This is a genomic window from Pseudomonas quercus, assembly GCF_012033695.1.
Lineage (GTDB): Bacteria > Pseudomonadota > Gammaproteobacteria > Pseudomonadales > Pseudomonadaceae > Aquipseudomonas > Aquipseudomonas quercus.
On sequence record NZ_JAAVJI010000004.1, the window covers coordinates 255,358 to 277,558 of the forward strand.

Annotated in this window: 15 protein-coding genes and 2 tRNA genes; 7 read left to right on the forward strand and 10 right to left on the reverse strand. The window is 62.2% G+C overall.

Translation table 11 applies throughout. From position 1 onward, the window contains the following. Positions 1 to 356 precede the first annotated feature (356 nt). Positions 357 to 581: a hypothetical protein gene (locus HBH25_RS09940; protein ID WP_168083752.1), complete on the reverse strand. Its 225-nt coding sequence runs from the start codon at positions 579 to 581 to the stop codon at positions 357 to 359. Positions 582 to 1,427: 846 nt separating this feature from the next. Here HBH25_RS09940 and HBH25_RS09945 point away from each other — a divergent pair. After that, a complete protein-coding gene (locus HBH25_RS09945; RefSeq protein ID WP_168083753.1) occupies positions 1,428 to 2,957 on the forward strand; it encodes a DNA recombination protein RmuC in 1,530 nt (509 codons plus the stop codon). Here the strand turns inward: HBH25_RS09945 and HBH25_RS09950 are convergent. Next, the gene (locus HBH25_RS09950; protein WP_168083754.1) at positions 2,913 to 6,398 is read right to left on the reverse strand and encodes a PAS domain-containing hybrid sensor histidine kinase/response regulator; all 3,486 of its coding nucleotides are present in this window, start codon (positions 6,396 to 6,398) and stop codon (positions 2,913 to 2,915) included. The genes HBH25_RS09945 and HBH25_RS09950 overlap by 45 nt on opposite strands. Before the next feature lie 160 nt (positions 6,399 to 6,558). Here HBH25_RS09950 and HBH25_RS09955 point away from each other — a divergent pair, with 160 nt between their 5' ends. Continuing rightward, entirely contained in the window at positions 6,559 to 8,433 is a 1,875-nt protein-coding gene (locus HBH25_RS09955; protein WP_168083755.1) for an MFS transporter, read from the forward strand. Positions 8,434 to 8,505: 72 nt separating this feature from the next. On the opposite strand, the gene HBH25_RS09960 is transcribed toward HBH25_RS09955, so the two are convergent. The 3 genes from HBH25_RS09960 to rdgC form a co-directional block, all read right to left on the reverse strand. Then, the gene (locus tag HBH25_RS09960; RefSeq protein WP_168083756.1) at positions 8,506 to 10,134 is read right to left on the reverse strand and encodes an ATP-binding cassette domain-containing protein; all 1,629 of its coding nucleotides are present in this window, start codon (positions 10,132 to 10,134) and stop codon (positions 8,506 to 8,508) included. 184 nt (positions 10,135 to 10,318) lie between these two features. After that, positions 10,319 to 11,245, reverse strand: coding sequence for a bile acid:sodium symporter family protein (locus HBH25_RS09965; RefSeq protein ID WP_168083757.1), 927 nt, complete (start codon positions 11,243 to 11,245; stop codon positions 10,319 to 10,321). Positions 11,246 to 11,270: 25 nt separating this feature from the next. Further along, on the reverse strand, positions 11,271 to 12,191 hold the full coding sequence (gene rdgC, locus HBH25_RS09970) for a recombination-associated protein RdgC (RefSeq protein ID WP_168083758.1): 921 nt from the start codon (positions 12,189 to 12,191) through the stop codon (positions 11,271 to 11,273). Between the two features lie 162 nt (positions 12,192 to 12,353). Here rdgC and HBH25_RS09975 point away from each other — a divergent pair. Both HBH25_RS09975 and HBH25_RS09980 read left to right on the forward strand, forming a co-directional pair. Next, positions 12,354 to 12,429, forward strand: a tRNA-Val gene (locus tag HBH25_RS09975). A gap of 17 nt (positions 12,430 to 12,446) precedes the next feature. Further along, positions 12,447 to 12,523 (forward strand) — tRNA-Asp (locus tag HBH25_RS09980). A gap of 91 nt (positions 12,524 to 12,614) precedes the next feature. Here HBH25_RS09980 and HBH25_RS09985 read toward each other — a convergent pair. From HBH25_RS09985 to HBH25_RS10000, 4 genes are all read right to left on the reverse strand, one after another. Continuing rightward, entirely contained in the window at positions 12,615 to 14,090 is a 1,476-nt protein-coding gene (locus tag HBH25_RS09985) for an MmgE/PrpD family protein (protein ID WP_229631870.1), read from the reverse strand. A 36-nt stretch (positions 14,091 to 14,126) separates the two neighbouring features. Beyond that, complete coding sequence (locus HBH25_RS09990; RefSeq protein WP_168083759.1) at positions 14,127 to 14,987, reverse strand: amidohydrolase family protein; 861 nt, start codon at positions 14,985 to 14,987, stop codon at positions 14,127 to 14,129. Between the two features lie 14 nt (positions 14,988 to 15,001). Beyond that, complete coding sequence (locus HBH25_RS09995; protein WP_168083760.1) at positions 15,002 to 16,351, reverse strand: 2-hydroxycarboxylate transporter family protein; 1,350 nt, start codon at positions 16,349 to 16,351, stop codon at positions 15,002 to 15,004. A gap of 77 nt (positions 16,352 to 16,428) precedes the next feature. Further along, on the reverse strand, positions 16,429 to 17,331 hold the full coding sequence (locus HBH25_RS10000; protein ID WP_168083761.1) for an HpcH/HpaI aldolase/citrate lyase family protein: 903 nt from the start codon (positions 17,329 to 17,331) through the stop codon (positions 16,429 to 16,431). 98 nt (positions 17,332 to 17,429) lie between these two features. On the opposite strand from HBH25_RS10000, the gene HBH25_RS10005 reads away from it, so the two are divergent. From HBH25_RS10005 to HBH25_RS10015, 3 genes are all read left to right on the forward strand, one after another. Beyond that, on the forward strand, positions 17,430 to 18,344 hold the full coding sequence (locus HBH25_RS10005) for a LysR family transcriptional regulator (protein ID WP_178088915.1): 915 nt from the start codon (positions 17,430 to 17,432) through the stop codon (positions 18,342 to 18,344). 139 nt (positions 18,345 to 18,483) lie between these two features. Continuing rightward, the gene (locus HBH25_RS10010) at positions 18,484 to 19,698 is read left to right on the forward strand and encodes a CaiB/BaiF CoA transferase family protein (RefSeq protein WP_168083762.1); all 1,215 of its coding nucleotides are present in this window, start codon (positions 18,484 to 18,486) and stop codon (positions 19,696 to 19,698) included. Positions 19,699 to 19,825: 127 nt separating this feature from the next. Next, on the forward strand, positions 19,826 to 21,190 hold the full coding sequence (locus HBH25_RS10015; protein WP_168083763.1) for a TIGR00366 family protein: 1,365 nt from the start codon (positions 19,826 to 19,828) through the stop codon (positions 21,188 to 21,190). A 10-nt stretch (positions 21,191 to 21,200) separates the two neighbouring features. Here the strand turns inward: HBH25_RS10015 and HBH25_RS10020 are convergent, their stop codons facing one another. Beyond that, on the reverse strand, positions 21,201 to 22,103 hold the full coding sequence (locus HBH25_RS10020; protein WP_168083764.1) for an EthD domain-containing protein: 903 nt from the start codon (positions 22,101 to 22,103) through the stop codon (positions 21,201 to 21,203). Positions 22,104 to 22,201: the final 98 nt, after the last annotated feature.

Consider the following 22,201-nt stretch of genomic DNA (forward strand, 5'->3'; position numbering starts at 1 on the left):
CAACCGCCATCGTCCGGCACTAATAAACAGCCCTGGGGCGCGGTTTTCGAAGGCTGTAATTTTTTTGACAGGTGAGCACTGATGGCGCGCAGATGGTACGCGGCTATAAAGCTGTGACGCCGCCTCAGGTGCTATTACTTGAAAATTAAGATGTCAGCGCTCCAAAATATTTGTAACAACGCAGAAAACCGTAGGAGGCCTGGGGACGTGATTAGGTACTGGCGGGCTGACCTGCCGTGCCGCTGGTTCAACGCACACCGTGAAACGGGTGTTGGCGTTGATACCGGGGCGCGAGTAGAGCGAGGGCGTTGCTAAAGGTGTGACTGAGCGTAGGTGCTACGGGGTGCCGTGTGCGTTTACGCCGCCAGGGACTGGCGAGCACGGTTGATCACGGCCTGCAGCGGGGCAGGGGCAGCATACTGTTCCGAGTAAAGGCGCTCGGTGTGGCGAGCCACGCCATGTTCATTGACGATGGAGAAGCTGAAGCTGTTATTGCGTGTGGCTACGATAACGCAGCGCAGCGGTGCAAAGGCTTGGGACAGGGTATGGATAGCGGTTTCAGCCTGGGTGTTGACGTTCATTTATTATGTTCCTGCGATTGACACGGATCAGAGCCGTGCGGCATTGGATTTGTTCCGGCCCGCATGATCTTTTGCGGGAGACCTGCCGGAACAGTACAGCGCGCCTGTGACGCCAATATGAACGTGGCTCAGGCGGGCGGTCGGTACGCAAGACGAGAGGCAACCAGATACCCCAGGTGACGAAGGGCAGAGGCTATACCTGTGGGAAGCGAGACAGCGAGGCGTGACGATAAAGGACGCGTAGCGCTGGCCTAAAGGCCGAATAGGGTCCGGAGCGGATGCACAACCCTGATGGGTCTGCGGAAAGGCTGGAAGGACTTGAGCGGCCGAAATTGCTTTCAGCTTATGTACAAACTGCCGGCGAAGGTACAGGTTCACTACTCTGTCGGCAAGCGCTATTGTGGGCACGCGACGAACGGCAGCCGCTCTTTTGCTTTATATAACGGAAACACTTGCATGTTGCTAAAGGGTTGTGCACACCACGTACCTAAATTGTCATATTCCTGCCGTGGGATTCCTGACGAGGGTCATGGTGCAGCATTATTTTTTAAGTCAATGAAAAAAAACACTTTTTAGAGCTGGTGAAAAAATGGACAGTTTGTCTACAGCCCCCGTGGCATAGGGGTTTGCGGACGGCGCAGAGGCGTTGTCCACTGAGTTATCCACAGCTTCTGTGGATTGTGAGCAGAAATTGCTCTAGCCCGCCCTTCTTGAGAATCGCCCTTGTTCAGAGGTTGTACAAACCTGCTGCTGTCAAGAAACGGTGTCCAATTTTTTCGGCATAATGCCCAGCTGCAACACACGCCAATGCTCGCTGGCAGGCGAGCCTGCTGACCGGAACCCATAATGCCTGATGACGCGTTACGCTTATTGTTCACCGCTTTGCTGGGCGCGCTGCCTGGCCTGGGCCTGGCCTGGCACTTTTACCGGCTGGCGTCCGCTAGCCGTAGCGACATACCGGTGCTGGAGGAGCGCTTGCGGGCTGCTCAAGCCAGCGAGCAGATACTGGAACAGCGGTTGGAGGCCCAGGGTAGGGAAGTGGCCACCTTGGTTCAGCAGCAAGGCGCAGCCAGGGCAGACCTGTCGGCGGCAGCTCGGGAGCTGGAGCTGTTGCGCATGGAGGTGGACAACAGCCGCGATGCGGCCCACGCCTGGGTGCATGAGCGCGCTCAGCGCGAAGCCGAACTTCGCCAGCTGGAGGCTCGCTGTGCGGGCCTGAGCGCTGAACTGCGCGAGCAGCAGGAGGGGCACGCCCAGCGGTTGCAAGACATGCAAAACGCTCGTGACGAACTGCGGGCACAGTTTGCAGAGCTGGCCGGCAAGATTTTCGAAGAGCGCGAGCAACGCTTCGCCGAAACTAGCCAGCAGCGGCTCGGCCAATTGCTCGATCCGCTGCGGGATCGCATTCAGGCGTTCGAAAAGCGTGTTGAAGACAGCTATAGCAATGAGGCGCGTGAGCGGTTCTCATTGGGCAAAGAACTGGAGCGCCTGCAACAGCTCAACCTCAAGCTCAGTGACGAGGCTACTAACCTGACCCAGGCCCTTAAAGGCCAGAAGACCCAGGGCAACTGGGGCGAACTGGTGCTTGAGCGGGTGCTTGAACACGCCGGCCTTCAGAAAGGGCGTGAATACCGTACCCAGGTCAACCTCAAAAGCGCCGACGGTGAACGTTTCCAGCCGGACGTGCTGGTCACGCTGCCTGGCGACAAGCAGGTGGTGGTAGACGCCAAGGTCAGCCTTACAGCCTGGCAGCAGTACATAGGCGCGGCTGAAACCGATGTGGCCCAGGCGGCCCTCAAGCAGCACGTGCATAGCTTGCGCTCCCATATCAAGGGGCTTTCCGGCAAGGACTACAGCCGCCTGGAAGGGCTGCACAGCCTGGACTTCGTGTTGCTGTTCGTGCCGATCGAGGCCGCGTTTTCGGCGGCTCTTCAATACGACCCTGGCTTGTTCCAGGAAGCCTTCGACAAACAGATCGTGGTGGTCAGCCCTACTACCTTGCTGGCCACGCTCAAGGTGGTAGACAGCCTGTGGAAACAGGAACGTCAGAGCCAGAATGCGCGGGAAATTGCCGAGCGCGCGGGGTGGCTGTACGACAAGTTCGTGCTGTTTATCCAGGACCTGGACGAGGTAGGCAACCGCCTGCAGCAACTGGACAAGGCCTATGCCAGCGCACGCAACAAACTCACCGATGGGCGCGGCAACCTCGTCAGCCGCAGTGAACAGCTCAAGCTGCTGGGTGCCAGGGCCAGCAAAAGCCTGCCGGGCGACTTGCTCGACCGTGCTTTCAGCAATGTGGACGAGGCCGCTACCGGCCCCGTAGAAGCTGACTCAGCCCCCCGTCAGGTGTCGGCTGCTCAAGTACCGATTCAGTAAGGCTCGAAGCGCCGCGGGTTTCAACGGCTTGGGCAGGTAGTCCAGGCCTGCTGCATGCACATGGGCGATGGTCTCCTGTCGGCCGTCGGCGCTAATCACAATACCCGGGATCGGGGCGCCCAGCTGCGTGCGGAGCCACGCGGCCAGTGCAGGCCCGGTGTCGCCCCCGTCCAGGTGGTAGTCCACCAGCGCCAGGTTGGGCCGCACGCCTTCAGCCAGCAAGCGTTCGCAGCCATCGCGGTCGGCGGCGGTCCACACGGTGCACCCCCAGCGGCTCAGCAAGCTGGTCATGCCCGCCAGGATGCTGGCCTCGTTGTCCACGCACAGCACCCGCAACCCACTCAACGGGGATGTGCCTACTGGTTTCGCCACCACCTGAACCACGGCTGCTTTGGCCAAGGGCACTGTAACGCTGAACACACTGCCCTGTCCCGGCCAGGAGCGGACGTTCAGCGGGTGGCCCAGCAACCGGCACAGCCCGTCGGCAATCGCCAACCCAAGGCCTAGGCCTTTTTCGGCGCGGGTTTGGTGGCTGTCCAGGCGTTTGAATTCCTCGAAAATAATGCCCAGCTTGTCTGCAGCGATACCAGGGCCTTTGTCCCAAACCTCTAAGCGAAGCTGCGCACCCTCGCGTCGAACACCTAGCAGCACCGGCCCCTTGGCGTAGCGGAACGCATTGGTCAGGAAGTTCTGGAGCACCCGCCTTAGCAGCTTGATGTCGCTGTCTACGCGCAGGTGGCTGGCGCGTACCCGGAAATCCAGGCCTTGTTCGTGGGCCAGGGCAGCAAACTCCGTACCCAGTGCGCCATATAACTCGTCCAGGGCAAACGGCCGACGGTCAAGGGTCACCCGGCCGTTTTCCAGGCGTGAGATGTCCAGCAGGTCGCTGATCAGGTCCTCGGCTGAGCGCAGGGCGCTGTCCATGTGCCGGACCAGTGTCGCGGCTTCATCGGACAGGTCCTCGCTGTGGTGCCCCAATGCCGCACAGAACAACCGGGCAGCGTTCATGGGTTGCATCAGGTCATGGCCTACGGCTGCAAGAAAGCGGCTTTTGGAGGTGTTGGCAGTCTCTGCATGGGCCTTGGCGGCGGTGAGGGCGTGATTGAGGGCGGACAGCTCGCCGGTGCGTTCGGCTACGCGCAGCTCCAGGCGTTCGTTGGCGTCCTTGAGCCCACGTTCAGCCTCACGGTACGCCGTGATGTCTGTAAAGCTCATTACAAACCCACCGCCGGGCATGGGGTTGCCGATCAGTTCGATCACCTGGCCCGTGGGAAACACGCGCTCGGAAGTGTGGGCGCGCCCTTGGCGCATGTGGTGCAGGCGGCGCGCCACGTGGACCTCAGCCTCGCCTGGCCCGCAGAAGCCGCGCTCGGCATTGAACCGAATGATGTCAGCAATGGGGCGGCCCACGGCGATCAGGTCCTCGGGGTAGTTGAACAGCTCCAGGTAGCGACGGTTCCAGGCCACCAGCCGCAGGTGCTGGTCCACCACGCTGATGCCTTGGGTAATGTTTTCGATGGCGCCTTGCAGCAGGGCGCGGTTGAACTGGAGCACCTCAGACGCTTCGTCGGCAATCCGCACCACGTCTTCGAGCTGCATGTCCCGGCCTTCGATGGCCGCTTTTACCACCGCACGGCTGGAGGAGGTGCCCAGGGTGCCGGCCAGCAACCGCTCGGTGTGGGCAATCCACTCAGGGTCGGCGGTCTGGGTGGGGTTGAACCCTTTGCCTTGGCGGTAGGCAAAGTGGCTGAAGCTCTGCTGCGCGCGGTCCTCGCCCACGAACCGGCTAGCCAGCTTGAGCAGGTCATCAAGCTGAACCGCCAGCAGGCCCTTGGCGTTGGGCCTTAGGTCCTGCTGGTGGCCAACGAAACGCCCGGCCTGCCAGTGCTCGGACACCCGTGTGCGGGACAGTACCGACACCCACACGAACAAGATGAAGTTGCCCGCCAAGGACAGCACCACCCCTTGGGTAAGGGGTGAAATCGGCAGGTGCAGCGGGTTGCCATGCAGCCAGCTCAAGGCGGGGAACACGTCCAGGGGCCACCCCAGGCTGTGGGCCGCGATGGGCAGCACCAGCGCGTAGAACCAAAGGAAGCTGCCAGCCGCCAGGCCGGCAAACACGCCACGGCGGTTGGCCTGCTTCCAGTAGAGCGCGCCCACCATGGCAGGCGTGAGCTGGGCCACAGCGGCAAAGGCGATTTGCCCGATGGTCGCCAGGCTGGCGTTGGAACCGAGTAGCCGGTAGCTCACGTAGGCCAGCAGCAGGATCACCAGAATGCTCACCCGGCGTACAGACAGCATCCAGTGGCGGAAGGCTTCGAACGGCCGCTCGGTGCGCTGCCGTCGCAGCAACCAAGGCAGCAGAATATCGTTGGACACCATGGTCGACAGCGCCACGCTTTCTACGATCACCATGCCGGTGGCTGCCGAGGCGCCGCCCAGAAAGGCCAGCAACGCCAGGGCAGGGTGGGCTTCGGCCAAGGGCAGGCTAATGACAAAGGAATCGCGCAATACGGTGCCGGGCAGCAACATCTGGCCGGCCAGGGCAATGGGCACCACGAACAGCGCCGCCAGCAACAGGTAGCCGGGAAACACCCAGCGGGCCAGGCGCAGGTCCCGTGGCTGGATATTCTCTACCACAGTGACCTGGAATTGCCGCGGCAAGCAGATCATGGCCATCATCGCGACCCCGGTCTGCACTACCATGGACGGCCAGTTGATGGTTTCGCTCCAGTAGCTGTCCAGGGCCGGGGCTTGTTTAGCTCGCATGAGCAGGTCGCCAAAACCGTCATACAGGTGGTAGGTGATAAAAGCGCCCACGGCCAGAAAGGCGAACAACTTGACCAGGGCCTCGAAGGCGATGGCCAGCACCATGCCCCGGTGGTGTTCCGTCACGTCCAGGCTGCGTGTGCCGAACACGATGGTAAACAGTGCAAGCACCAGGGACACCACCATGGCGGTGTCCTGGGCACGCCCCCCGGTGGCATCCGCGCTGGCACCAATCAACAGGTTCACCCCCAGCACGATGCCTTTAAGCTGCAACGCAATGTAGGGCAGCATCCCGATCAGGCAGATCAGCGCGACCACGATGGCCAAGGCCTGGGACTTGCCATAGCGTGCCGCAATAAAGTCGGCGATAGACGTGATGTTTTCCTGCTTGCTGATCAGCACCATCTTTTGCAGCACCCGGGGCGCGGCCAGCAACAGCACGGCCGGGCCCAGGTAGATCGGCAGAAAGGCCCATAGCTGTTCGGCCGCCTGGCCCACGGCACCGAAGAAGGTCCAGCTGGTGCAGTACACCGCCAGGGACAGGCTGTATACCCAGGCCCGCAGGCGCGGGGGCAGGGAGGTCTGGCGGCGGTCCCCCCAATAGGCAATGGCAAACATCACGGCCATGTAGGCCAGGGCAACGGCGGCAATCAGCCCACTGGAAAGCGACATTGAGGCTCCGGCACAGGAACAGACGAGCAGGGCAGCAGTCTGGCACGGCGCTGGCCGTTAGTCAGGCAAGACCATGGTCTATCCTCGGCAACGGTGTGGCTTTTTTCTCCCTGGGGCGTTCCAATTTCTCACTGCCAGTCGACCACAAGGGCCAAGGACGATGAGTTCACAGTTGCAGCTGCTGCGCACCCGGCGCTTTTTGCCGTTTTTCATCACCCAGGCGTTGGGTGCGTTCAATGACAACGTGTTCAAGCAATCGCTGATTCTGGCCATTCTCTACAAGCTGAGCATGGAAGGGGACCGCACGTTCTGGATCAACCTGTGCGCGCTGCTCTTCATTCTGCCGTTCTTCCTGTTTTCGGCACTGGCAGGGCAGATAGGCGAGCGCTTTGCCAAGGACCGGCTGATCCGGGCCATCAAGCTGGCAGAAATCTTGATCATGGGGGTGGGTGCAGTCGGCTTCTTTTACAGCCAGTTGCCCATGCTGCTAGTGGCCCTGTTTGCCATGGGCACCCACTCGGCGCTGTTCGGGCCGGTTAAATATTCCCTGCTGCCCCAGGCCCTCAGCCCCCGCGAGTTGCTGGGTGGCAACGGCCTGGTGGAGATGGGCACCTTCCTGGCCATCCTGGGCGGGACCATCACTGCAGGCGTGCTGATGGCCCAGCAGGTATACGCGCCGGGGGTGGCCGTGGCCATCGTGGTTGTGGCCGCGCTGGGGTATGTGGCCAGCCGCGCGATCCCCGCCGCTCCGGCGTCGGCGCCCGGCATGGCCATCAACTGGAACGTGCCGGTGCAAACCTGGCGCACCTTGCGGCTAGGGCTGGGGCAGACGCCGGCCGTGTCCCGCTCATTACTGGGCAATTCGTGGTTCTGGTTTGTAGGGGCGATCTACCTCACGCAGATACCCACCTACGCCAAGGCGTGGCTGCACGGGGATGAAACCGCCGTCACCTTGGTGCTTACCGTGTTCTCCGTGGGCATCGCCTTGGGCTCTGTGCTGTGCGAGCGCTTGTCGGGCCGCCAGGTAGAAATCGGCTTGGTGCCCTTTGGCTCGTTCGGGCTCACTCTGTTTGGCCTGCTGTGGTGGTGGCACTCAGGCAATGTGCCGGCGCCGGAAGCGGGTGCCGGGTATACCTGGCTGCAGTTGCTAGGCATAGGGCCGGTGTGGCCGGTGCTGGTGGACATTCTGGGCCTGGGCGTGTTCGGCGGCTTCTATATTGTGCCGCTGTATGCGTTGATCCAGGCGCGCACCCCTGAATACCAGCGTGCTCAGGTGATCGCAGCCAACAACATCCTCAACGCGCTGTTTATGGTGGTGTCGGCCGTTGTGGCGGTGGGGCTGCTGAGCGGGGCGGGCTTGAGCATTCCCCAGCTGTTCCTGGTGGTGTCGCTCATGAACATCGCGGTGAACGCCTATATCTTCAAGATCGTGCCCGAATTCAGCGTCCGCTTCCTGATATGGCTGCTTAGCCATTCCATGTACCGGGTACGCCACGAGGGCCTGGACCATATCCCCGACGAAGGCGCCGCGTTGCTGGTGTGCAACCACGTGTCCTTCGTGGACGCACTGCTGATTGCCGGTGCCGTACGGCGGCCAGTGCGGTTCGTGATGTATTACCGCATCTACAACCTGCCAGTGCTCAATTTCTTCTTCCGCACCGTAGGCGCCATCCCCATCGCTGGCCGCTCCGAAGACCTGCAGATCTACGAACGGGCGTTCAGGGACATCGCCGGCTACCTGGCCGAAGGCGAACTGGTGTGCGTCTTCCCCGAAGGCAAGTTGACCACCACTGGCGAAGTGGACACGTTCAAAAGCGGCACCACCACCATTCTTGGCCAAACGGCAGTGCCTGTGATCCCCATGGCATTGAAAGGCCTGTGGGGCAGCTTCTTCAGCCGCGCCCCCCATAAAGGCTTCTTCCGCCGGTTCTGGTCACGGGTCGCCGTAGTGGCCGGCCCGCCCCTGGGTGCAGGGGCGTGCACGCCACGGCAGTTGCGTGAAAAGGTGCAGGGGTTGAGAGGGGAAGCGCAGTAGGGGTGGGCGGGGTGTTGCTTTTGTGGGAGCTGACAGTAGTCAGCGAGTGGGAACGCCTCTATTCGGGCTGACTCATCCTGCACCGCCCCACGGTTCGTACCGCCACCCCTTGGGCTGCCAGGTCAACTGATGCGTCAACCCCAAAGCCTGCAGAAAATCAGGGTCGTGAGCACTCACAATCAGCGCGCCCTTGAACTGGCCAAGCAATTGCTCAACCGCTTCCAGGGCCGCGATATCGAGGTGATTGTTCACTTCGTCGAGCAGCAACAGTTGTGTCTGTTCTGGGCCGCCCGCCAGCCAGGCGAGTGAGGCGCGCAGGCGTTCGCCACCGCTGAGCCGACCGAAGGGCGTGGCCATTTGCCGAGCGTCGAGCCCGGCGTTGGCGAAGGCTTGACGAAAGCGGCCTTCTTCGGCGGTGCCCAGCTCATGGCGCAGCACCTGCTCGATACTGTGCTCGGGATCGAAGGTTTGAGCATGTTGGTCGATCAGGTGGGTGCGCAAGACAGGCCGCGCGACGCCGCTGGCGGGCGCCAGTTGCCCAGCCATCACCTTCAGCAGCGTGGATTTTCCGCAGCCGTTTGGCCCGATCACGCCAACCCGCACCGGGCCGTGCAGGGTGAGATCAATAAAGCGGTTGTCGGGCGGGCCGTAGGGGAGTTCGCAGTGTTCGAGCGTAACCACCTGTGTAGCATTAGCGATCAGGCCGGGCGGGGCGATCAGGTGGCTTGGGCGTACCGGCTCCACCTCCGCCCTGGCCTGGTCAAGTCGCTCTCGCGCCATCTCACTCAGGCGCGCCTGCTGGATGCGCTGATGGCCGCTGTGTTGCTCGGCGCGCTCTGCCCGCGCATTGGCGACGATGGCGGGGGTACCGGTAGCACGCGCCACCTTGCGGCCATGGCTGGCACTTTGCACCTCGCGCTGACGGGCCAGGGTGATCCGCTGCTCGACGCTGTCCCGTGCTGCCCGCGCCCTGACCAGTGCGGCCTGAGCGTTGTCTTGCTCGGCCTGGCGTTGCGCTCGATAGTGGCTATAGCCACCACTGTAGTGAACCAGCGCGTCGCCGCGAAGCTCAAGAATGCGATCGGCGTGTTCCAGCAGCGCCCGGTCATGGGAGATGACAATCCGGGTTTCCTTACCGTGGCACAGCGCTGTGCTCAACTGCTCGCGTGCCTGGCGATCCAGGTGATTGGTGGGCTCATCGAGTATCACTACCCGCGCGCCGCCAAGCTGCAGGCCGGCAAGCATCAGGCGCACCGTCTCGCCTCCACTCAAGGCTTCGCTCGGGCGATCGAGGGGAAGATGAGCCAGACCGAGGCGCGTCAGGCAGGCATGGATATCACCCGGCAAGCTCCAGCGGTCGTTGATCAGGTCGAACAGTGCAGGGTCGCAGGCGCCTGCTTCAACCTCAGCCAAGGCCTGCAAAACATCCCGTACGCCAAGCAAGTCGGCAACAGTACCGCTGATGGGCCCGAGCCATTGCGGCAGATAACCGACCGTGCCGGTGCATTGCACACTGCCTTCGCTCGCCGCCAGGCGCCCTGCCATGATCTGCGCCAGCATCGATTTGCCGCTGCCGTTGGGCCCGACGATGCCGGTGAACTGCCTGGAAAACGTCGCGTTAAGCCCTGAGAACAATGGCCTGCCGTCTGGCAGGCGCAAGGTCAGGTTTTTGATGATCAAGGTGGCGTTGTCGCTACTCATTGTTGTTTTCTCAAGCTCACGTACCCCGATATTAAGGCAGGGGCAAGGGGCATGAAATGACAAGGATCAGTAGGATGAGGTGGTTCCCCAACGGCACAAACCCTGTGGGAGCTGGCGACAGCCAGCGAATGAACTGGGGTTTACAGTCCGTTCGCAGGCTCTGTCAGCGCCCACAGGGGGCACACTATTCTTTCATCCGCCTGAAATAGGTAGAAAGCAGCGCCCCGGAGATGTTGTGCCATACGCTGAACAGTGCGCTGGGCACTGCGGCGATAGGGGAAATATGAGCGGCGGCCAGTGCAGCGCCTAGCCCGGAGTTCTGCATGCCCACTTCCAGCGCCAACGACTTGCGCTGGGCAAAGGGCAACCCGCACAGCCGGCCAGTGAAATAGCCGAGCAGGTAACCAAAGCCGTTGTGCAGCATCACCACCGCCATGATCAGCAAGCCGGATTCGGCGATCTTCGCCTGGCTGGCAGCCACCACCGCGCAAACGATCATCACAATGCTGACCACCGACACCAGCGGCAGTACTTCCACCGCCACGGCTACCGCCTTGCCCAGCAGCCGCTGGGCAACCACGCCCAAAACGATGGGCAGCATTACTAATTGCAGAATGGACCAGAACATGTCCCAGAAACTGACGGGCATCCAGGCCGACGCCAGCAGCCAGATGAGCGTGGGCGTGAGCAGCGGGGCGAGGAGGGTAGTGACCGCCGCGATTGCTACGGACAGCGCCAGGTCGCCCTTGGCCAGCCAGGTCATCACGTTGGAAGAGGTGCCACTCGGGCAGCAGCCCACCAGAATCACACCTACCGCGATTTCCGGTGGCAGGTGAAACAGTTGGCAGAGCACCCAGGCCACGCCCGGCATGATCACGAAATGCGCCACCACGCCCAGGCCGACTCGCCAGGGGTGGCGGAACACCTCGGCGAAGTCGTCCAGCTTGAGGGTAAGCCCCATGCCGAACATCACCAGCCCCAGCAAGGGCACGATGGCCACCTTCAAGCTGATGAACCACTGGGGTTGCAGGAAGGCCAGCAGGGCAAAGACCAGCACCCACAGGGCAAAGGTATTTCCTACGAAGCGGCTGAGGGTGGCCAGGGCGCGCATGGGGCGTTCCTTCTTATAGTAGTGGTCAGATGCCTTGTGGCATGTCTTCGCCGCCCAGGGCTTCGAACAGTGCCGGCAGGAATTCACCAAAGGTGAGCATCATCAGGGTAAAGCTGGCGTCCAACTGGCCCAGCGCCTCTTCGCCGCCGTCTTCCTCGGCCTGGTCCTGCAGCAGCTCTTCGAACTTCAGGCGCTTGACCACCATTTTGTCGTCCAGCACGAAGGACAGCTTGTCCTGCCAGGCCAGGGCCAGTTGCGTGACCTGCTTGCCGGTGTTCAGGTGCAGCTGGATTTCATCGCCGGTGAGGTCCTGGCGCTTGCAACGCACGATGCCACCGTCTTCGGCAGTGTCGCGCAGTTCGCATTCATCCAGCACGAAGAAGTCCTGGGCAGCCTGCTGGCCTTTTACCCAATCGGTCATGGTGGCGGTAGGGGCGATTTTCACGGACAGCGGGCGAACCGGCAGCGAGCCCATCACTTCGCGCAGGGTAGAAAGCAGGTCTTCGGCGCGCTTGGCGCTGGCCGAGTTCACCAGAATCAGGCCCTGCTTGGGCGCGATGGCCGCAAAGGTGCTGGAGCGGCGGATGAAGGCACGCGGCAGGAAGGCCTGGATAATCTCGTCCTTGATCTGGTCACGCTCCTTTTTATAGACCTTGCGCATTTGCTCGGCCTCGATCTCCTCGATCTTTTCCTGAACGGCATCGCGCACCACGCTTCCGGGCAGAATGCGCTCTTCCTTGCGGGCAGCTATCAGGAGGAAATCCTGGCTGGCATGCACCAGCGGTGCGTCTTCACCTTTGCCAAAGGGCGCCACAAACCCATAGGTCGCCAGTTCCTGGCTGGCGCAGGCGCGCGCCGGCTTGCTGGCCAGTGCGGCTTCCAGCACCTCGGCGTCGAAAGGCACATCCTGAGTAAGGCGGTAGACAAGCAGGTTTTTGAACCACATGAGCAGGTGTCTCTGTTAATGCACAAGGCGCGCATTATTCTCTGTGTTGGCGGTCAGGCCAAGGGCAGTCTAAGTCTTTGGAACCCTTGAAAAATTTTTTTAAAAAAACGCTTGCCAGTAGGGAAAGCCGTCCGTAGAATGCGCCCCACACCGAGAGACAGAGGGTGATTAGCTCAGCCGGGAGAGCATCTGCCTTACAAGCAGAGGGTCGGCGGTTCGATCCCGTCATCACCCACCACTCGCTCAGTGTATCGCGCAGCGGTAGTTCAGTCGGTTAGAATACCGGCCTGTCACGCCGGGGGTCGCGGGTTCGAGTCCCGTCCGCTGCGCCATATTTGCTTCAAGGGTCACTGAACGCCCTTGAAGCTATTAAAGAAGGCGAACCTTAACGGGTTCGCCTTTTTTATTGCACTCAACAAAGGGTTAAGACAGCACTAGGCGCCGGAACAACTCACCCAAATCCTGCTGCTGGTCCAGCGCCCACGCCACCTCCAGGAACGCCCGGGCCTGCTGCTCAGGCCATAGGCCCTGGGTGATGCGAAGGAATTTTTCTTCGGTACCTTGCCGGTCTAGCGGCTTTCCACCAAACCCCGGCAAGTCATTGACCTGTTCGGTGATCACGCGACCGTCTTTCAACGTAACCGTGACCCGGTTGGGCAGGCGTTGTGGCGACAGGCGGGTCAACGTTTCATCTTCCTCCACCTTCACCGTTTTCAGCAGCGCCACCAGGCGCGGGTCCTTCAGTGCGCTATCGGCATAGCTGGCATGGGTTATCCCTTGATCCAGCATGGCCCGAACTACACTGTAGGGCAGGCTGTGGTCCGCCGTTTCCCGCGTGGTAGGCGCGAATTTTTCGGGGGATTCGGCCGAGTACTGCAGCCCGGCGTGGGACGTGGCGATCAGGATGGAAGCTACCTGGCCGGTATCGGGCACCGCCTTGCCGACCTTGATAGCAGCCGCGATCGCCGTCTGCAACAAGGCCTGAGCCGGGAAGGGCTTGACTTGGCACTCGGCGATCTTGAAGGTGCCGCCCTGCCCACCGAACTGGCGCGTGTCCAGCGTGAAGGACCCAGACACCTGCTTGAAGAACCCGGCGTTTCCTTCAAAGGCCGGGGCAGGGCCGGTCAGCCCTGCTTTAGCTAACTGGGCAGCAAAAATGGCATTGCGGCCCGCTTCCGCATCCGCCAGGCCCTTCCAGTTGGACAGCACCTGCAGCCGCGTCTGATTCACGGCCAGGTGCCCCGCCAGGGACAGGTTAACCGCTTGCTCCAGCTGTTCGGGCGACAGGTTCATCAATTTGCCTGCCGCCAGGGCCGCTGCGGGCAGGCTGTAATTGGGGTGGTCCCAGCCCCGCGTGCTGATCTGCACGGCGTCGAGCAGGCGGCAATCGAGTTCATACGCCAGGGCAATGGCCAGGATCAAGGCCTGGCCCGAGCAGTGCTGCGCTTCTGCCACCGCCAGGCAAGGGGTGATGTTGTCACTGGGGTGCCCGACTTCCTTGCCAGCGTAGGTATCGTTCAGGTCGAAATAGCGTACGGCTGCACCGTTGGCAAACGAGGCCAGGTCCATGCTGGTTTTGCGGTCAGTGCCGATCAGTGTGGACACACCCTCGCTCAAGGCCTGAGCGACTTGGCGTACTTTCAGCACGTCTGGCGCCTTCAGGGCGGCAATGGCACAGCCCAAGGCATCGATCACCTGGGCCTTGACCCGCTCGACGATAGCGGGAGGCAGGTCGTTGTAGGTAAGCGAAGTGGTGTACCGGGCCAGTTGTTGTGCCAGGGAGGGGTCCGTGTCCCCCACTGGGGTGGGCTTCCTGTCATCGGCCCAGGCCAAGGTTGGCATCAGTGCCAGGCTGCTCAGGCCGCCCAGCAGCCGCCGTCGGTTGATCAAGTAGGGCATAGGCACGCTCGAAGTCTATAGGGAGGGAGGTGGCACTCAATCATCGAAGCCGTAGAACCGCCCGGGGTTGTCGACCAAGATTGCCTGCCAGTGGTCACCCGCCCACACGCTGAGCAGGTTGGCCAGGTGGGCATCGTCAGGCTTGTGGTGTTCGGTGACGTGGGGCCAGTCGCTGCCCCAGAACAGCCGCTCAGGTGCCCAATGCACCAGCTGCTGTGCGGTAAGCACCGTCGGCGGGTAGTCGGGGCCGCCGTGGGTGCTGTTCAGGTAGGCGCCGGACAGCTTGATCCAGGTGGTGCCCCGCGCCAGCCAGCGGCGCAGCAATTGTGCAGCGTGGTGGGCCAGGCCCTGATCAGGTGGCAGGCGGCCCATGTGGTCGATTACCACAGGGGTAGGCAGCCCTTCTATCAACGCAGCGTGCGTGACCAACTGGTCGGCCGTGGCATGCAACTGCACATGCCAGCCTAGGCGTGCGATGCGCTCTGCCAACGGCGCCAGGGTGTCCCAGGTGGCAATGGCGTCGTGGCTGTTCCACACACTGAACCGTACCCCCCGAACACCACCGTGGTGAAGCTGCTCCAGCGCGGCTTCGCTCACATCGCTGGCTACCACAGCCACGCCGCGGGCCTGGCCTTGGCTACGTGCCAAGGCGTCCAACAGGCAACGGTTGTCAAAGCCGTAATGCTTGGCTTGGACAATGACAGCACGTTGGCAGCCCAGGTGCCGCTGCACGTGCCCGTAGTCGGCCCAGGTCATGCCCTCCGGTGTAACCGCGTCAGGGTTGGCCGCCGGGAACCGGCTGTCGAGGATATGCAGGTGCGCGTCACAGGCCCTGGGCGGCAACGGCGGTACAGGGCGCTGGGTAGTGTTGGAATGGGGCACATGGGAAACGGTCATGGGTAGGCTCCCCGTCAGGCCGGTGGCAATTGAGAGAACAACAGCAACGCTAGCATCACCGTAATGGCGCCCCCGATGCGTGTGGAAATCTGTGCAAAGGGCAGCAGCTGCATACGGTTGGCCGCTGTCAGGATGGCAATGTCCCCCGTGCCGCCCAGGCCACTGTGGCAACTGTTCACGATCCCGACTTCAACCGGGTACATCCCCAGTTTGCGGGCCATTACGCAGCCCGTCAGCACCAGTACGCCCACCGTAGTGATAATGGTCAGCAGGTTGCCCACATGGAATGCCGAGCTCAATTCATGCCAGTGGGTCACGGCGATGGAGTTGGCAAACAGCAACGGGTAGGTCACCGCTGTGGTGAAGAACGTGAACAGGGTGCGGGCGCCGCTTTCCAGGCGTGCGGGAATGGCATTGGCCAGCTTCAGCGCTACGGCCAGAAGCAGCATGCACACGGGGCCAGGCAGGCCAAACAAGGCATGCATCAGCACGCCGGCCAGGTAGAGCGCCATGGCGCACATACCTGCGGCGATCACATTGTTGATCACCTCGCCGGTGTCCGGTGCAGCGGCAGCGGCGGGAGAGGGCTGGCTGGGCTGTGTGGTGTCACTGGGTTGCAAACGGCCATTGCCGGTCAGCTGCGGGTAGCGTTTGCCGATCAGGTCCAGCAAACCGCAGAACAGGATGGCGCAGAGGTTGCCTAGCAGAATCACCGGCAGCAACTGCGCCAGAATGCGCCCTGACTCCACGCCCATGATCTCCCCGTACCCTACAGACAGTGGAATGGCGCCTTCACCCAGGCCGCCACCCATCACTGGAATGATGACAAAGAACAGCACCTGCCGCAGGGGCATGCCACAGGCCACCCCAACCGCCGCACCCGCTGCCAGTGCCAGGACTGAGCCCACCGCCAGCGGCAGAAAGATTTTGGCGAACCCTTTGATGATCAGGTCGCGGTCCATGGTGAAGATACTGCCCACTACCACGGCAGACACGAACAGGTAGATGAAATTACTGGCCTTGGTGAAGTCGGTCACCGTTTTCACCAAGTCCGCGTTTACCCAACCCAGGCTGACCAGGTAGGAGGGCAGGAACGCCGACACGATTGCGGCCCCACCCATCCTGCCGAGCAGCGGAAGGCGCTTGCCGATTTCGGCACAGGTAGCGCCGCCCATGCCGATGACTGCCACCATGATCGGCAAGTCGGCTTTCAGTTGCCCGGTCAGCATCAGGCCCGCGATCAGCAAGGCCAGCGGGATATAAATGATCAAGGGTATAAAGCCGATGCGTACGCTCAGCCAGAAGGCCGCTGGGGCAGCCGGTGAAGGGGATGTGGGCGTGGGGAAGGGCGCGACGTTGCGCATAACCACCTCTTATTGTTGTGATGATGAAGACGGTAAGGGTTCCCCAGTGGCAGGGTGGCCGCGAGCGTAGGCGCTCGTCAGGTCGCTGGCAGCAGCCCGGCGTGTCGGGCCTGTGCCAGCGTGGCCTGGGCACTGCGAACAAAGGGGGCGTCGACCATCTGGCCATCCACCAGGTAAGCACCGGTGCCAGAGGCCTCAGCGGCCTGGGCAGCGGCCACCACCCGTAATGCCCGAGCGATCTGCTGGGCGTCTGGGGCGAAGGCCTGGTTTGCCAGGTCGATCTGGGAAGGATGAATACAAGACTTGCCCGCATAGCCCAGTTGCCGCGCCGCCTGGGCTTCTTCCAGAAACGCATGGGGGGCGTCTACGCGGGCAAAGGCGGAGTCATAGGCGGCAACCCCGGCTTCCCCGGCCGCCAACCGCAGGGTGAGGCGCAGGTGGTGAAGGGTCCACGCATTAGTGCGGTCGATGCCCAGCGGCTCCAGCAAGTCGGCCAGCCCTAGTTGCAAGCCGGTGATACGGGGGCTGGCCGCTGCGATAGCGGCAGCATTGCGCAACCCTAGGGGGGACTCGATGGTCGCCAGAATGCCCAAGGGCAGGGTCACCCCGTGCTGCGCTTCCAACACCTCTAATTGGCGGGCCAGGGCCTGAACCTGTTCGGGCGACTCTACCTTTGGCAGGTTCACCTGGTGTATGCCCGTGCCGACCACGGCAGCCAGGTCCTTGTGGAAATGAGGGGATGCCAGGCCGTTCACACGAACGACCAGCGTTTTAGTACCGGTCGCCGTACCGGGCGCCGTATCGGGCACCATACTGGGTGCCAACGTGGTGAGAAACGCGACAAGCTGATCGCGCGCCCTGTCCTTGGCACTGGGTGCCACGGCATCTTCCAAATCAAAGCTGACGGCATCGGCCTGGGAGGCCACGGCTTTGGCAAAGAGCTCCGGGCGGGACGCGGGCACGAAAAGTTTGCTGCGCATGGTCGGTCCTCGGTTCTTGTTATGGGGTGCTTGTTATGAAGCTGCTGCGCCGGCTGATCGGCAGGCCCTATAGTGCAAACCGCAGGAACATAACTAAAGTGCGTATTACTTCGTTCAAAGTCCAAAAAGGGTTCACTGTGGACACCCGCTACCTTGACAGTTTTCTTCACGTGGCTCGGCTGGGTTCAACCGCTGCTGCCGCCCGCGCACTCAACCTCACGCCTACGGCAGTGGCCCAGCGCATCAAAGCCCTTGAGCACGAAATCGGCACGCCCTTGCTGACCCGCGCCGGCCGTAACATGCAGGCCACTGCGGCAGGCCTGGCGTTGATCGGCCCTGCCACTGAACTGGTCCGCAGAACCCAGGAACTGAGTGCCATTGCGGCTTTGGATGTGATCGCCGGGGACCTGCGTGTCGGCTGTATTTCCACAGCCTTGGCGTATGTGGTGCCACGGGTGCTGTCGACCTTGATTGGCCGTTACAAGCACTTGCACACGCACTTGGAGCCGGCGGTGTCCACTGAGCTGTACCGAAAGGTGGTCGCTGGGGACATTGACGTGGGGTTGATGGTGCGCCCCGCATTCGAGGTGCCCAAGGAGTTCAGCTGGCGGCCCTTGCAGAACGAGCCGTTCATGGTGCTGGTGCCCGCGCACCTGGCCGGGCACGACGCCCATCAGGTGCTGGCCACCGAACCGTTCATTCGCTACCACCGCCGTTCCTGGGGCGGCCTGCTAGCGGACCGGTACTTGCTCGAAGCAGGCATTGCACCGAAGGAGCGGTTCGAGATCGACTCGCTGGATGCCATCGCTGCCATGGTGGCAGGTGGGTTGGGTGTGTCCATGGTGCCACGCTGGCAGCCCCTGCACGTTGACTTGGGCGCCATGGCGCAACTGGCGCTACCGGGCGCAGGCCTGCATCGGCCCATTGGCCTGCTGTGGAAGCGTAATTCGGCCAAGATCAAACTGATCAATGTGTTTTGCGACGTGCTATACGCCACCGAGTCCACCGGTTGAGACCTCGTTTTTATTTCACTCTGAACCCATTGAAAACTATTTTTAATCCGCTCTGCCGCCACGCAGACTGTTCTCCATAACGGGTGACGCGCCTCAGTAGGTCGACCCCGTCCAACAAGAAAGCCTGTGGAGACCTTTCATGAATGAGCCCCAAACCCCCTCGGCCCGTCTGTTTCCCGAAGGGCCGCGCGGGCCGCTGACCGGTGTACGGGTACTGGACCTGAGCGCGTATATCGCAGGGCCTTATGGGTGCGCTTTACTGGCTGACCAGGGGGCCGAGGTCATCAAGGTCGAGCCGCCTGCCGGTGATAACCTGCGTAAATACCCCTCTACCTTGGCTGCTGAAGGCCGTGCGTTTCTGGGGGTGAACCGTAGCAAGCTGGGCATGGTGCTTGACCTCAAGCGCCCCGAAGGCCTCCAGGCCTTGTACCGGCTGGTGTGTGATGCCGATGTGCTGGTGCATAACTTCCGGCCGAGCGTGCCTGGCCGGCTTGGCATTGGCTACGAGCAGCTCAAAGCCCTTAACCCTCGGCTGATCTACTGCGCAGTGACCGGCTATGGCGAAACCGGGCCGCTGAAAGACAAGGCTGGCTACGACCAGGTGCTGCAGACCTTGACCGGCATGTGCGCCGCACAGGCCAAACCGGGTGGGCCACCCGAGGTGTTGTACGGCTCGGTGGTGGATTACTACGCGGCCGCCTTGGTGGCAGGCAGCGTGGCATCGGCCTTGTTCGAACGAGAAACTACCGGTGAAGGGCAGTACGTGGGCGTGTCTTTGCTACGCAGCGCCCTGGCGATGCAGTCGGCCCGGTTGGTGTGGGCCGAAGGCGAACCAGCGGACGTGGACCGCGACATGCGTTCGGGAGGGATCACAGGCATTCATCCCACCCGCGAAGGCCACCTGTACCTGTCCGCCAACACCCCGCGCTTCTGGCAGGCGCTGTGCGAGCACACGGGGTTGCAGGCCTTGCTCAACGAGCGCTATGACAGTGTGCGTAAGCGTGCCCAGCACCAGGCAGAAATCGTGCCACGCTTGCACGCGGCCTTGCAGGCCCGCACTGCGTTGGAATGGGAAGCAGCCTTTGGTGACGATGTACCGTGCGCGGCTGCTCGCCCTATCGACGCCATGTTCGACCATCCGCAATGCCAGGCCGAAGCGTTGATCGCGGACTACCACCATCCACAGGTGGGGCATTACCGGGGCTTTGCCGGGCCAATCCGCTTTGGCCGCACGCCTGGCCCTGCACCGTTCGCAGCGCCCACCCTGGGGCAGAACTCCGACCAGGTATTACTCGCACACGGCTTCAGCCCTGTGCAGATCAGCCAGTTACGAGCCAGCGGCGCGCTGCAGTAGCGAGCGCCGCTCCAGAAACGCGCTAACCCAGTACCACCGTCCATAACAATCACAACAGGATGCCCACCATGACAACGCTCTTGGCGTTTTACCTGATGCTGCGCCGTTTGCTAGGGAGGGCGGCACAATGACCTCCCATGCGACAGCTCCCCGCAGCCTGCGTACCCGCTTGACCGACACCACCATTCGGGTGTTCGAGCGCACCATTCCCGACCCCTTTGTGCTGGCCGTGTTTCTTACCTTCCTGATTGCTGTCGGCGCTGCCATCTGGGGGCCACAGGCGACCGCGGCTAACATCGTGTCAGGGTGGTACAAAGGCTTCTTCTCCATCTTCACCTTTGCACTACAAATCACCCTCGTGCTGGTATTGGGGCACGCGCTGGCCCACGCACCGGTCATCCAGCGGCTGTTTACCCGGCTGATCCGCCTGGCGCGCACTCCGGCTCAGGCCGGAGCGCTGATTTTCGTGAGCGTAGCGGTCACGTCCTTTTTCAATTGGGGGTTTGGGCTGGTGATGAGTGCGCTACTGGCCCGTGAGATCGCCAAACGCATGCACGTGGATTTCGCCTGGATCGTGGCCGCCGGCTTTTCTGGGTGGGTGGTGTGGGCCGGCGGGTTGTCCAGCTCCATTGTGCTGGCCCAGAGCACGGCCGGTAGCCCCATGAACGTGGTGGAGAAGGTGACAGGCCAGGTATTGGGCCTGGGCGGGATGGTGTTTGCGCCATTCAACCTAGTGCCCAACCTGGTGATGGTGCTTGTGATTCCTGTGGTGCTGGCCGTGCTGCGCCCCCGTGGGGACAGCGTGATCGCATTGGACATTGCCAAACACCCAGACCCTATTCTAGACAGCGTGCCGCAAGGGCCTTGGACGTTCGCGCAACGGTTGGAGTATTCATGGCTAGGCAGCGCCCTAATGGGCGCTGTCGGGGTGCTGGTGATGGTATTCGCCTACCTGGGGCAGGTGCCGTTTGCGGGCGTCAATGCCGTGATTCTGGTGATGTTCACCGCAGGTATCGTGCTGCACCGCTACCCTCTGGCCTATGCCAATGCGGTCAAGAATGCAGCCCGTCAAAGCGGCTCCATGATGCTTCAGTACCCTTTGTACGGCGGGTTGATGGGCATCATGGAGGCGACGGGTTTGCCAGGTGTGATCGCCCATGCCTTTGTGGCGATTTCCAACGCGCACACGTTGCCGTTCTGGAGCTATGTCTGCTCGTTGGTGGTGACTTTCCTCATCCCCAGCGGCGGTGGCCACTGGGCAGTGCAAGGGCCGTTCGTGATTCCCGCCGCCGTGACCCTGCACGCATCCCTGCCGGGCACCACCATGGCAGTGGCCATGGGTGAACAGGTATCCAACATGCTGCAGCCCTTCTGGGCAGCGCCGGTAGTTGCCATGGCCGGCGTAGGCGTGCAGCGCGTACTGGGCTTTACCTTCGCCACCTTCCTGGTGGGCGCTGTGGTGTATGGGGCCTCGTTATTGCTGCTGCTGTAGGCCAAAGGCGTCAAAACAACTCCAGCACCTCGGGGGCGATCTGGTTGATGGCCCCTAATTGGTAGATCAATTGAGCCGAACGGCTCCCGCGCCGGCCGGCAAGGGTCAGTTCGCCGTTTCGTACATAGGTAAAGACACCGCTGACAGAGAAGGGCGTCACGTAGCGCGCATGCTTGGCCAACCCTCGGGTGGCCTGGCGAAACGCCGCCGAGTTGAAGAACTGCCGCCGTGCCAACGCGGACTCGAACACCAGTTCCAGCATGGCCAGGTGCAGCCGTGCGGCAGGGGCTTCATGCTTCACACCCGGCGCCGGTGGGCTGGGGTGGGCGTTGTCATAAGGGGAGGGCAAGTGCAGGCGCAACTTGATAATGGCGGGGTCACCGGCGATGGCGGGTGCCAACTGTTCGCTCAGGAACGCGTGGAAAGCATCGCTCTCGCCCGCCTCCCCATGGAAATGCACATGCACGCGGTCCAACGGGTAGGTGTCGTTCGGGCAGGGGTCTGCCAGGTAATCAACATAGGTGGTAGAGCCCTGGGGCAGGTCGTAGCACAGGGTTTCTTCGAACACATTCTGTTCGTCTGCGAACAGTAACGAGCTGGCGGCTTTGAAGCGCTGCTGGTCAGCGGCACCGCCGAAGCCGATTTCCACCGCGCCATCCAGCACGTACCCCGGCAAGGGCGCAATACCCTCCACCTGGGGCCACAGGTGCGCGTCATGCTCGCGGGCGAAGTGGTATTGCACATACCAGCCCAACCCCGGAATCCGTGAGCACAGTGGGCCATGCACATCGCGCCAGTAATCAGCGAACAGGGCGTAGGGCACTTTGGGATGGCGCAGCACGGTGGTGTAGGAATTGATGGCGATGGTGCGGTCGCGGGACGACGAGTCTAGCGCGGTCAATGGGTTGTCCATGGCAGGCGGTTCCTCCTTGTAGGCTGTGGGATAGACACAGGCGAAGCGGAGATGGCACAGGTATGGCACTCGTTTTCCGACGTGAGGTTGTGGCGACC